At 49.2% G+C, this 12105-nt stretch carries 10 protein-coding genes and 2 pseudogenes; all 12 read right to left on the bottom strand.

From position 1 onward, the window contains the following. Positions 1–23 precede the first annotated feature (23 nt). Positions 24–794 carry a phosphate ABC transporter ATP-binding protein PstB gene (gene pstB, locus BLW29_RS16695; RefSeq protein WP_090981581.1) on the bottom strand — a complete coding sequence of 257 codons (771 nt, stop codon included), beginning with the start codon at positions 792–794 and terminating at the stop codon, positions 24–26. A 117-nt stretch (positions 795–911) separates the two neighbouring features. Then, positions 912–1319 (bottom strand): annotated as a pseudogene (locus BLW29_RS32135) (methyl-accepting chemotaxis protein); the annotation flags it as partial. Between the two features lie 300 nt (positions 1320–1619). Next, positions 1620–1763, bottom strand: a pseudogene (locus tag BLW29_RS32130) (chemotaxis protein); the annotation flags it as partial. A gap of 348 nt (positions 1764–2111) precedes the next feature. Continuing rightward, positions 2112–3014 (bottom strand): phosphate ABC transporter permease PstA, encoded by a 903-nt coding sequence (gene pstA, locus BLW29_RS16685; RefSeq protein ID WP_090981578.1) that lies wholly within the window; start codon positions 3012–3014, stop codon positions 2112–2114. A 1-nt stretch (position 3015) separates the two neighbouring features. Further along, entirely contained in the window at positions 3016–3957 is a 942-nt protein-coding gene (gene pstC / locus BLW29_RS16680) for a phosphate ABC transporter permease subunit PstC (RefSeq protein WP_090981652.1), read from the bottom strand. Positions 3958–4042: 85 nt separating this feature from the next. Next, complete coding sequence (locus BLW29_RS16675; protein ID WP_090981576.1) at positions 4043–4900, bottom strand: phosphate ABC transporter substrate-binding protein; 858 nt, start codon at positions 4898–4900, stop codon at positions 4043–4045. A gap of 41 nt (positions 4901–4941) precedes the next feature. Next, on the bottom strand, positions 4942–6333 hold the full coding sequence (locus BLW29_RS16670) for a stalk domain-containing protein (protein ID WP_090981574.1): 1392 nt from the start codon (positions 6331–6333) through the stop codon (positions 4942–4944). A gap of 235 nt (positions 6334–6568) precedes the next feature. After that, the gene (locus BLW29_RS16665) at positions 6569–7420 is read right to left on the bottom strand and encodes a hypothetical protein (RefSeq protein WP_090981572.1); all 852 of its coding nucleotides are present in this window, start codon (positions 7418–7420) and stop codon (positions 6569–6571) included. Between the two features lie 119 nt (positions 7421–7539). Continuing rightward, on the bottom strand, positions 7540–7980 hold the full coding sequence (locus tag BLW29_RS16660; protein ID WP_090981570.1) for a YqhG/Tai3 family protein: 441 nt from the start codon (positions 7978–7980) through the stop codon (positions 7540–7542). An 878-nt stretch (positions 7981–8858) separates the two neighbouring features. Then, positions 8859–10400, bottom strand: a complete 1542-nt coding sequence (locus tag BLW29_RS16650; protein ID WP_177186677.1) for an MDR family MFS transporter — start codon at positions 10398–10400, stop codon at positions 8859–8861. Between the two features lie 56 nt (positions 10401–10456). After that, positions 10457–11083, bottom strand: a complete 627-nt coding sequence (locus BLW29_RS16645) for a PadR family transcriptional regulator (RefSeq protein WP_090981565.1) — start codon at positions 11081–11083, stop codon at positions 10457–10459. A gap of 157 nt (positions 11084–11240) precedes the next feature. Then, positions 11241–12086 carry an amidohydrolase family protein gene (locus tag BLW29_RS16640; RefSeq protein WP_090981563.1) on the bottom strand — a complete coding sequence of 282 codons (846 nt, stop codon included), beginning with the start codon at positions 12084–12086 and terminating at the stop codon, positions 11241–11243. Between the last annotated feature and the right edge of the window lie 19 nt (positions 12087–12105).

The following is a 12105-nucleotide window of genomic DNA, read 5'->3' as shown; positions in this document are numbered from 1 at the left end:
GCTCTCCCTCTGTGGTTTAGGAATTAGCCGAAACGGCCGCTGATGTAATCTTCCGTGCGTTGATCGCGTGGATTCGAGAACAGCTTCTCTGTCTCGGAGAACTCGACTACCTCGCCATTCAGGAAGAATACCGTCTGGTTGGAAACACGAGCCGCTTGATGCATGTTGTGTGTAACCATGACGATTGTATATTTATCTTTCAGCTCTTGTGCCAGTTCTTCGATCTTCAATGTCGAGATCGGATCAAGTGCGGAAGTCGCTTCGTCCATAAGCAGGATATCAGGGTTGACGGCAATTGCACGCGCAATGCACAGTCGCTGCTGTTGTCCACCGGATAGGCTAAGCGCGGAACGCTTCAGGTAATCCTTTACTTCGTCCCACAATACAGCGGAGCGAAGGCTGGATTCCACGATTTCATCCAACTTTTGTTTGCTGCGAATGCCATGCAAGCGCGGGCCGTACGCTACGTTATCATAAATGGATTTCGGGAATGGATTCGGCTGTTGGAATACCATGCCGACTTTCTTGCGCAGTGTCTCGACATCCACTTCTTTCGAATAGATGTCCGCACCGCCGATTGTGATTTTGCCTTCGATCCTTGTGCCTGGAATCATGTCATTCATCCGGTTAAGCGTACGCAGGAGCGTCGATTTGCCGCAGCCCGACGGGCCTATGAAAGCGGTGATCGCTTTCTCCGGAATATCCATCGATACGTCCTTCAAAGCGTGGAATTGTCCATAATGTAAATTAAGTTTATGAATATCGATCAAAGTCTGGGAAGCTGTTGATTGCATGGCCTATTCCTCCGTATTGGGTGGACTGGTTAACCGTCCGATTCAGGCTTACCTTGAACTAGGATAGCGTGAATTTGTTTATCTAATATGTTCGTTTTGTAAACGCAGTATTAAAATTTACTCTTTCACTTCCAGATCTTGAATCAATTGCTTCATTTGCTCCGTTACACGCTGCGATTGCAGGTAGGCTTGGTTCGACAGCTTGCCGATCTCACTTGAGCTGTTGCTGCTGCCGGCAGCTGCATGGAACAGCTGTTGGAATACGTCCGCCGCTTCTTTTATGTATACTTGACTCGTATCTGCTTCCGTCTTGCCGAGGCTAACCAAATGAACCGTTTCCTTGACCGCTTCCATAATGGAACCAATCAGCCGATTAATATCCTCTGCGGATTCCTTCGTCAGCGTAGCCAGCTTCCGAACCTCATCGGCCACAACCGCAAATCCTCTGCCATGCTCACCGGCGCGAGCCGCTTCGATCGCTGCATTAACCGCAAGTAAATTACATTGATCCGCTAGGCCGCGAATCAGCTTCGACACCTTATCGATCGATCCGGCGCGATCTTGCAAATCACTGATTTGACTTTCCTGCACATCCGTACGATTCGTCAGATTATGAAAGGCCTTCGACACTTTATCGAGCTCGTTCTTGCCTTTGAGCGTCAAATCCAGCATCTCTCTCGACATCGACTCGCCTAGCTGTGATGCTTCCTGCACATGAACGATAGAACGGTCGATTTCTTCGATCATCACTTCCGCGCCGTGGATCATGTTTACTTGTGCCTTCACACTTCGCTGCTGGAGTAGACGGGACATCTTCAGCAAATCCGCCATCGTCAGCATACCGATGAAACGATCATTCTCCGTTACCAGCACGCAGTCGTACAATGTTTTCTCTTCGCGACCTAATGCACGATCAAGAAGCTCCTGGATGGAAACGCCTTGATGCACGATGAGCGGCTGACGATCCATTAGCTTCGCGATCGAACGGCCGTAGTAGAGCTCCCTGCCGAATCGATGCGTCTGGATGATGGTGAGTTTGTTTCGCATCACAAGTCCAATCGGCCGCTCCCTATCATCGCAAACCACGACACATTCATGATCCGGCGTTAACGCGAACTTCGTAATGACATCCTGGCAAGTGTGAGATACGTTCACGATTGCTGCTTCCCTAATGAAAGCTGTCAATAATGCATGATCTGAAGTGGTAACCTGAGCTTCTGCAGTCGGCATGTTCGTAAGCAGTTCTTCAGTTGTCAGCCGTTCCAATGCAGCAATAGTCATACATATCTCTCCTTTCAGTGAGGCAAGCTTGCGAAATTAACGGGTTCTGCGCGCATTCAGCCACAGCGGAACACGGAAGACAATATTAATGAGCAGGACGACGAAGACAAGTACGGCAGCGGCTTTCTCAGCGATTAGCTGTGCATCCGGGACGATGGCTTCAGACTGTACGTACCAGAGGTGAACCGCAAGCGTAGCGCCGGGCGAGAACAAGCTGAAATCCCACATCTCACCGGAAGAGGAAACGCCCGCAGTCAGGATGATCACGGCACTCTCACCGAAAGCACGGCCTGCAGTCAGACAGATCCCGGTAATGATACCGTTCAATGCAACCGGAATGATGACGCGGAGGATCGTTTGCAGATGCGTGCTGCCAAGCGCGAACGAAGCATGCTTCATCTCTTTGGGTACCGAGCGAATCGCCTCTTCCGTTACCCGTGTCAGCACCGGCAGATTCAAGAAGGCTAAGCTGACAGCACCGCCAATGATCGTCAGGCCAATATCGAAGGCTTCCACGAACAACGCGATTCCGAACAGACCGAAAATAATCGAAGGTACGGAAGCAAGTCCTTCTACGCAAATCCGGATAAAAGCGATAAACTTCGTCGCAGGCGCGAACTCAGCCAAGTAGATACCGGCTGCCATCCCAAGCGGGATCGAAATGATAAGTGAAATAATAAGGACATAGAAGGAGTTGAACAGTAACGGGCCGATACCGCCGCCCTCTTCCATCTCACTTGGCAGCCCCCATAAGAAGCCCCAGTCGAGTTCAGGCAGACCTTTTTGCAAAATCATGAACAGCAGTCCACAAATGAACAGTATCGTGCACAACCCGATCGTCCATACAACGAAAGTAAACAGCCGGTTGCTCAGATGATTGAAACCTCTGCGTGCCGCAAACGGATTAGGAATTGAAGTCGTCCCTTTGCTTGTACTCATGTTATGATTTCACTCCTCTGCCTTGGAATAGCCTAACGATTACGATCATGAGGAGCGAGATAATGAGCAGGATAAAGCCCATCATGTATAGCGCGTAGTTCCAAGTGGAATCAAACGGGACATTCGCGATTTGCATTACGATATTACTGGTCAATACAGCCGTCGGCTTGAACAATGCATCCGCGAGCTGGGGAGTATTGCCGATAACCATAACAACGGCCATCGTTTCACCGATTGCGCGTGCCATACCCAGAATAACGGCGTACATGATACCGCTCTTCGCAGCAGGCAGCACGACTCTTACGATGGTTTGAAATCTAGTGGAACCCAGTGCATAAGAAGCATCCCGGAATTTCTTCGGAACCGCTACGATGGAATCATCCGTAATCCGGCTGATCGTGGGCAGCGTCATGATCGTGAGCACGATAGCGGCAGCCAGTATGCCATCGCCCATATTCGTTCCTGTTACGGTACGGAGCATCGGAATCAGAACAGTCATTCCGAGAAAACCATAGACTACCGACGGAATCCCGACGAGCAAATCAAGTACGGGGCGCAGCATCGTCTTGAGCCAAGCCGGCGTCATCTCGGATAAGAAAATTGCAATTATGACAGACAGCGGGACGGAAATCACCATTGTCAGCAGGGTTAAGGCGAATGTACCGAATATAAAGATAAACGCGCCGTATTGATCATTCTCAGGTACCCACTCAGTGGAGAAGAAGAAATCTTTCACGGAAACCGTCTCGAACGTAAGTACGCCCGTGCGGCCCATCAGAAACAAAATCGAGAATAGAATGACACATACGAAGACAGCACTTGCGATACAGATGATCCGGAATGTGCGGTTATAGAACGAAAGCCGTGCTTTGCGGCTGAATTTGCGACCCGATGATTGCTCTAGACTACGTCCCAAATCGCTGGATACGGGGATGTCGATCATGCTCATGACGCTGCTCTCCTTTCAAGTGTTCAAAGTTAGAGCCGGCCTCGCAATTGTTAATGCGATAAGCCGGCTCCGCTACATCTTATTTCATGGCCGAAATCGGGATAAATTTAAGCTTCTTAAGCGATCCGGTTTGGAACTTCTTGCTTTGTACGTAGTCGATGAATGCTTTAGTAGCGCCAGTTGGTTGGCCTTTTGTCATGTAGTAGCCGTAGCCCCACACCTTGTAAGTACCGTTGATTACGTTAGCTTCTGTTGGAGCAACGTTGTTGATTTTAAGACCAGTCATTTTGCTTGTCACATAAACAAGGTCGATATAACCGATTGCGTTTGGCGTCGTTTCGATGGCAGTTTTCATGTCGCCGCTCGACTTCACTTCTTTATAGTTGGAGCCTTTTGTCATGAAATCAGTACCGTTTAGCGCCTTCATTTGGAAGTTAACGCGAGTACCGGAACCGAATGCACGGTTTACTACGATAATGTCCTTGTCTGCGCCGCCAACTTCTTTCCAGTTCGTAATTTTACCGGAGAAGATGCCTTGCAGCTGCTCTGTGGACAAGCTGCTAATGCCAACGTTGCTGTTTGTGATGGCTGCGAATGGAATAACTGCAACTTTATTCGCGACTTGACCTGTGAACGCTTTGAAGCCCGGTACATCTTTCGTTGCATCCCAGTCTACTGCGCCGATGTCTGCAATGCCTTTACGTACGGATTGAGGACCTGTGATGGAACCTGCAGCCGATGCAGAGATTCTAACTTTCGGGTTAAGCTTCTTGAACTCGTTAGCTGCTTGCAGCGTCAATGGCAGAAGTGCCGATGAACCATTGACAACGATGCGGCCGCTCAATTTGCTGGATGCGCTCGCAACGGATACGGAACCGAATGCGACTGTCAGTGCGATAAGGGCAAAGCTTAAAGGTTTAAACCATTTTGTTTTCATCTGTGGAAGTTCTCCTCTCAATTTAGAACACTTAGATTGAATTAGTTCGTTACTTTCTTCAGACCGCTCGCCGATTTCACATAAACCGCATCGTCGATTACAAATGCAATTGGTGTTCCGGCTGCAGCTACGACTTCACTTACGTTGCCTTCAACTTTACCAAGCGTTGTTACTGCGCCTGTTGCGATGTTTACTTCATAAGCGCTTGTTACGTCAGCGGAATCCGCCAGTGCATAGATTTTGTCGCCGGCTACAGTTGCTTGAAGCACGTCTTTATCGCCGATCACTTTCGTTACGGTTTTGTCCAATGCTACTGCTACTAGGGATGATGGCTTGTTGTCCTCGACGCTTACATAGTAAGCTTTGCTGCCGTCTGCTGCTGCGCCTACGAACACTTTGTCATCTGTTGTAGTAGTCAGCTTCACCGGTTTGTTCGAACTTGACGAGAAATCAAAGCTGTACAGCTGCGGCTCCGTACCTGTGTTGTCGATTGCTACATCGTCAGCATCAACCGGTTTCGTAGCATCGGCAGTTACGGCACCCGGTTTGATAACCGTGTAGAAGAACTTCTTGCCGTCAGCGGAAACAGCCAGTCCTGATTTGTAATCGACTTTGTCATCCAATACTTTCGTAATGGAACCATCGGCAACGTTCATCTTAGCGATTACGGAGCCTTTGTCACCTTGCAGGAAGTAGATTGCGGAGCTGTCAGCCGACCAGACAAGCTCAGGTTTGATGGAGTTATCCGTCGAGACTACTTTAGCCTTTAGGAGCTTGTCAGTAAGATCGATAATATTAACGATGCCATCGCCATCTGTGTAAACAGCAGCTTTACCATTAGGCGCTACAGTCAGATCAGAAGCCGTTGTAGAAACCAACAATTGTGTATATGCACCTGTGTGAGCGTTAACGATATAGTCAATACGGCCTTCTTCAGTCAATTGGGATGCCAGCAAACGATCTGCATCAATCCAACGGATGTCATCCGCATGGATCTTAGCTACAGCATCAATTGCGATCATGCCGGAAGCATCTGTCGAAGAATCAACGCCAAACGCGCTTACGAAATCTTCAAGCGATACATAATAGCTGCCATTTACGCTTTGAACAGCTTGCTCTAAACTTACAGCCTCTCCATCAACCAATGCTGCGTTCGAACCTGCATGAAGCTCAATTGCGTGGTTATTGAAGTATGCCGTTACGCCCGATTTAACATTGACCATGAATTGCACGCCTGCCGCTGTTCCCAAATCTCTCAGTGCGTAAAGCACCGTGTTGTTTGCTTGGATGGTACGGACATGGAATGCAGTGTCATTGATTGTAAGATCTACCGTCGTTGCGTTTGTTACGGATGCGGCGGAGACTACACTCACTGCCGAAGTACTCAGTGCTGCGGCTAGCGCGGAAATCATTAGCGTTTTTTTCATAGACATTTAGCTCGTATCACCCTTCTGGAATGGTTTATTGTCGTTTTCCTTATGTACAATTCTGATTATAAGTACCCATTGTAAAGCGGCAGTTAATGGTGCGGCTGGTATTGTAAAGCAGCGGTTAATGTATTGTGAAGGATTTGTTAAGATGTGCCAATAGACCTAGTTGAAGCCAAAAAACCGTCTCTCCTGCCTGTCGGCGTAGGAGAAACGGCTCTGTCTGCTTGATGTGATTCTCTTAAATAGGTCTCGACTTTGTAAAGTTAATAATCTTACTCGTTAGATAACCTCCGTTGCTGATCCCGATTAACCCCACAAGCTCTTCCGGCAAAGCGGGGAAGCGATCAATCGATGCGAGATCTTGCGTCATTAAGGTGGAGTAAATCGTCACAGAGTAGACCATCAATGCCATCATCGTAAACAGAAACATCTGCACTTTGGCTATATCGATGTACGCATGGTTCTGCATTTCTTCCCCTTCGAATATATCGCTGAACTGTGCGTCTTTGTAAGAGGGATTCGCATACAACGTACCTTGCATGCTCGTTTCGATTTCTTGCGTGCTCTTGTTATAGGCCTCTGCGGCGCTATGCACAAGTTGAACCTTAAGGGAGTCATCAATGGCACGGTTCTTCTTGGCTCCATTGATCATGGGGCTGAAGATCGCTGACACACTGCTGATGCCCATCAGAGCAAGGACAGTCGAATCGAACTTGAGCTGCAGCGGATGTTCCGGATGGAGTGCGAGATTCCCAACTAGGACGGTAAAATAAGTCGATGTGAAGAGCACCGTCCAAAGCGTAATCTGCAGCCTGGACAGGCTCATGAGGTTGCGTTCATTAATGAGGATGCCGAGCGGATGGTTCAGCTTGCCTTTGCCGATGGCGAAGATCATATAGAGCTCGGATAGAATGACGGCAGACAGATTATACCCTTTAGGCAGAAACCAGGCACTGAGGAACGCAAGCACAAGTGCAATCGTTAAATGAATGGTTACTTGAAAGGAATTCCATTGGGGCGGTGAGCTAGGCAGCGGATTGTGTCCGCTTATTGTGGGGTTTGTTTGCGGCGGCACTGCATTGTCGGGCATATCTCTCCCTCCTCCTTTGGCCCTAAATTTACCAGAAGGAGGGCGATTATACTGTCAGTCGGTGAAGTCGAATTTCGTCGAATAGGGGGAATCTACATTGATTAATTGGATGGATCGGTTTAATCGGTTTGATCGATCAACCATTTGTTGTTTTCTTGCTTCAAGACATACATAATCGTCGTAATCATCGGCTTCTTCTCTAATTTACTGTCCACATCCACATATGCCACATATTCACCACTGTGATTTTTGCCCATGTTGCGTAATTTAGCTTCAACTACACGAAATCCAGGCGTGAACTCACTGACTCTGGTTTTATAGCCGGATGTCAGAATCGCTCTGTTGGCGGCATTATCCTCTTCGTTCATATAATTGATATTTCTATTAATAAGCTTCACGCATTGTAAGAGCTCACCTTCGTAGTCGCGTTCATCAATATAGACGACTTGCTTGCCTTCCGTGGTTGAAGTCGAAGCCGGCTCAGCTTGCGCGCTCTGTCCTGCAATCGCCGCAATGAGGATGAAGGTCATCAGCGCGGTTGCTACTCTATTGCCTTTCATATCTTAATTAGCCTCCCTTTGTTATTCAATATGAACAAGAAGAGAGTATCTTAATCCTATGAGGAGATAATACGAAGAATCCACTTGCCCCCTAACCTTGAGCACACGCTTAGCCATACGCTGCCTCAAGTCCCTTTCTAACCGTCCCCAACCTAATAACCACCTCAGCCCCTGTCCATAATCAACCCAACCATCTACTCATAATCAACCCACCACCCTACCTATAATCAACCCACCTCCTACCTATAATCAACCCAACCCCCTACCTATAATCAACCCAACCCCCTACCTATAATCAACTCAACCCCCTACCCGTAATCAACCCAAATGTGGCAGCCACTTCAGCTCTGATCAGCTGATTGTTGCTTTTTATGCAACATTTATCCAGAAAAAGAGGGCTCATTGCGAAATTGCTGCCTATTCTGCAACATTTTCTCCCGTATTCGCCATTTGGCGGCCAATCTGATTGGAATTGTTGCATTTCCTGCAACAATAAGTTGCGTATGAACGATTAGTAGGGGAAATGTTGTCTTTTATGCAACAATTCTTAAGTAACTCCTCTACAAGTGGGCGAAGTTGGCGGCGTGCCTGGCGAAAGGTAGGGGAGACAAGGAGTTTACAAGGGAGCCTAGAGGAGGATTGTCGGGGGTTGGGGGTTGGGGGTTGGGGGTTGGGGGTTGGGGGTTGGGGGTTGGGGGTGGGGGGGCGGCGGTCAGGGATCGAGGTCGACGGGCAGAGGACGGTTGGCTACTGGATGTTGGCTGTTGGCTGTTGGCTGTTGGCGGCGGCAGGCAGTGGGCAGCGCATTTGTTAGCGTTTATAGAAAAAAGCTGCCTCAAACGTCGCAAGTTGCGCGTTTGGAGGCAGCTCTGTGTTCATTAATGCGAGGACGAGCCGTATTCACTGCTCTCCGCCATAGCGTCGAGCTTTTGCCGTCCCATGAAGAATGCGAATGCAAGGGCAAGCACGGATGGAATGATCGCCCACATGAAGGTGTAGGTGATCGATGATGACAATGCAGCTACGATCTTATCCAGCACATCAGTTGGGATCTGCTCCCTCGTCTCCGGTGTCAGAATGGCACGCGGGTCGCTGAGATCAAGACCTGCAGGCATTGCAGCTCCGTCGCCTCCCGCTCCGGCGAAGGAGTCCTTCAATTTATTCGTCATCACATGGCTTTGGACGATACCGAATACGGTAATCCCGATGGTCATCCCAAGCGAGCGGAGGAAGTTAAGCGTTGCACTCGCCGCACCGCGTTCCCTTGGCGAGAAGGAGTAGATGGCAGCGTTGCTAAGTACCGAGAACGATGCTCCGATACCAAGACCGACCAATATCATAAACAACGTCACGATAAACCGCGTTGAATCGACGCCAAGGGTCGTCAGAAGTACGTTACCTGCAACAAGAATTCCGAGGGTCGGAATCATAATGGAACGGAAAGTCATCTTCGTCATCAAGAAACCGCCGCCCGTCGCCGTAACGACCGTACCAAGCATCATCGGCAGTAGGACCATGCCGGCATTCGTTGCTTTTCCACCGAGCACGCCTTGAATGAAGATCGGAATGTAAACGGAAGCCGTAATAAAGGCAGCTCCACTGAACATCGCGATTGCATTACTGCTCCAATACAGCCGTTTACGGAACATGTTGAACGAAATGATCGGTTCCGACACTTTGCGTTCAATCATGATGAAAGCAATGACCAATACAGCGAAGCCGGCAAACAAACCAAGAATCATGGAAGAATCCCATGCATACTTCTTGCCGCCCAGCTCAAGCGCGAACATGAGGCACACGATTGCCCCAACAAGCGTGAATGCGCCGCCCCAGTCGATCCGCTGCTTGGCATGTTCAACCGATTCTTTATAGAAGATAGCAATCATAAGGAAAGCAATCAGTCCAAGCGGCAGGTTGATGTAGAATATCCATTCCCATGCGATATAGTCCGTAATATACGCACCCAGAAGCGGTCCAAAAATACTCGACATACCGAATACGGCACCGAATAGTCCGCCCAGCTTACCGCGGCTCTCAAGCGGCACGGCGTCGAACATGATGGTAAAAGCAATTGGCACCAGCGCGCCGCCGCCAATACCTTGAATGGCACGGTAAATACTAAGCTCGATAATCGAATGCGCGGTACCGCAAAGAATAGAACCGAGCATAAAGGTTAATATCCCGAAGATAAAAAACCTTTTGCGCCCATACATATCGGACAGTTTGCCGAAGATCGGCATGCCTGCCATTTCCGCAACCATATAAGCGGATGTGACCCATACAAATTTGTCCATGCCGCCGAGGTCATGAACGATCGTGCCCATCGCCGTAGCTACGATGGTGTTGTCCATGGATGCCATCAGAATGCCAAGCAGCAAACCAGCGACAACAATACCTACATTACTTCTTTTGGCCATCATTGTTAGATGTTCCCCTCCATTGTGTACATCTTTGTTCTGTCCTGACGTTTCAGCTGTCATGCATCTGAGTCTTCGTCATCCCTAGGTGTCGTATCGATCCACACCTGCTCCCCATCCGTAAGCTTCGTCAAGCTGCCATCCTTGATTTCACGGATAAACGATCGCAGCCAAGCAAGCTCAGATTCCAACTGATTGACGATAAACTCCTGCTCAATAATGAATATCCGTGCAAGTCCTTGTGAAACCGCAAAATCATTCCCGGCGCGGCGCTGCACGATATCTTTCTGCACGAAGGTTATTCGCTGCTCCAAGAGCGCGGCCGTTTCCTTCGGTGAAATATGGCCGATAAACGATAATGCCACCGGTAATTGAGGATACTCCTTCACAGGTGCATAAATCAGCTCTCGGATCCAATCGTGAAACTCTGCGACGCCCGCATCTGTCGGCGCATAAATCGTCCGTTCAGGATGCTTCCCTTCCCGCTGGGTTTCCAGCGGCACGATCCATGCCTGCTTGAGAAGCGAATCCACTACGGAATAGAGCGAGCCGTTATTGAGCTTAATCACATCCGGAATTCCTCGTTGCTTCATCGTGGCGGCGATTTCATACGGATGCATCGGTCGTTCATTAAGCAGCGATAAGACGGCTAGAGCCAGCATGTTACTTACTTTTCGTTTGGCCATCCTTCATTGACTCCCTTAAGTAACGCATCGATCTCGTATAGTCCATTTCGACTATACGGAAAAGGACAGTTACTGTCAACCGCCTCGGGAATGAGAAAACAAAAAAAACCTTGGGCTGATGAGCTTTAAGAGTAAGCTCCCCCAAGGTTTACATGTTCTATAAAGACAGTTTATAGAAGGCTGCCGCGTTACCGCCGTATAACGCCTCGCGCTGGTCGTCGCTAAGCTTCGTTGGAAGTGCTTCATCCAGCACATCGCATACATCCTGATAGCTTCCGGCAAGCAGACAAACCGGCCAGTCGCTGCCGAACATGATTCGCTCCGTACCGAAAACTTCAACGATATGACTCACATAGCTCGTGAATTGCTCCGGTTTCCAGTCATCATGTGCCGCTTCAGTAATCATTCCCGACAGCTTGCAGTATATGCCCGGATATTGCGCGGCGATCTCGCTCATTTGCGAGGCCCAAGGCTCGAGTATGCCTTCGCGGATTTGCGGTTTGCCAATATGATCGATTACGGCATGCAGATCGGGTACTTGCTTAAGCAACGCGAGCGTCGCAGGCAATTGATGCGAGACTATGAGCAAATCAACCGGAAGCTTGATCTCAGCCAAATAACGAAGCGCCTCCAGCGATTGCGGATTCAGTGCCTCGAACGGATCGCTCATATCTTGAATCATGACGCGAATACCTACAAATTTCGGATGCTCTCGGAATCCGTCCAAGACGCTGCGCCAATTCGGATCTTGAAAATCCAGCCAGCCTACTACGCCGGCAATGGAATCCGCATGATCACTGAGCGACAGCATATAGGCTGTTTCTTCGTGGGTTGCCGCCGCTTGAACGACGATCGTACGCGTTACGCCGGCAGTCTCGAGCTCCGGCTCCAAATCCGCAGGACCGTAATCGCGGAATAATATCGGACCTGCTGCCGGTGTCAGCCAGCCATAGTCGCCGCGGTCTAATTTCCAATAATGCTGGTGGGCATCAATTCTAATCATCTTGATTGGGCTCCTCTTT

Origin of the sequence: Paenibacillus sp. CF384 (assembly GCF_900106745.1) — a bacterium.
GTDB lineage: Bacteria > Bacillota > Bacilli > Paenibacillales > Paenibacillaceae > Paenibacillus_Z.
The sequence above is the reverse complement of the archived record's forward strand: the minus strand, read 5'-3'. Positions and strand labels throughout refer to the sequence as shown.

Bases quoted from the DNA above. Each gene is read 5' to 3' on its own strand.
- BLW29_RS16650 (WP_177186677.1), bottom strand. From the start codon at position 10,400: ATGATGGCCAAAAGAAGTAATGTAGGTATTGTTGTCGCTGGTTTGCTG.
- BLW29_RS16645 (WP_090981565.1), bottom strand. From the start codon at position 11,083: ATGGCCAAACGAAAAGTAAGTAACATGCTGGCTCTAGCCGTCTTATCG.
- pstC (WP_090981652.1), bottom strand. From the start codon at position 3,957: ATGATCGACATCCCCGTATCCAGCGATTTGGGACGTAGTCTAGAGCAA.
- pstA (WP_090981578.1), bottom strand. From the start codon at position 3,014: ATGAGTACAAGCAAAGGGACGACTTCAATTCCTAATCCGTTTGCGGCA.
- BLW29_RS16675 (WP_090981576.1), bottom strand. From the start codon at position 4,900: ATGAAAACAAAATGGTTTAAACCTTTAAGCTTTGCCCTTATCGCACTG.
- BLW29_RS16665 (WP_090981572.1), bottom strand. From the start codon at position 7,420: ATGCCCGACAATGCAGTGCCGCCGCAAACAAACCCCACAATAAGCGGA.
- BLW29_RS16670 (WP_090981574.1), bottom strand. From the start codon at position 6,333: ATGTCTATGAAAAAAACGCTAATGATTTCCGCGCTAGCCGCAGCACTG.
- BLW29_RS16640 (WP_090981563.1), bottom strand. From the start codon at position 12,086: ATGATTAGAATTGATGCCCACCAGCATTATTGGAAATTAGACCGCGGC.
- pstB (WP_090981581.1), bottom strand. From the start codon at position 794: ATGCAATCAACAGCTTCCCAGACTTTGATCGATATTCATAAACTTAAT.
- BLW29_RS16660 (WP_090981570.1), bottom strand. From the start codon at position 7,980: ATGAAAGGCAATAGAGTAGCAACCGCGCTGATGACCTTCATCCTCATT.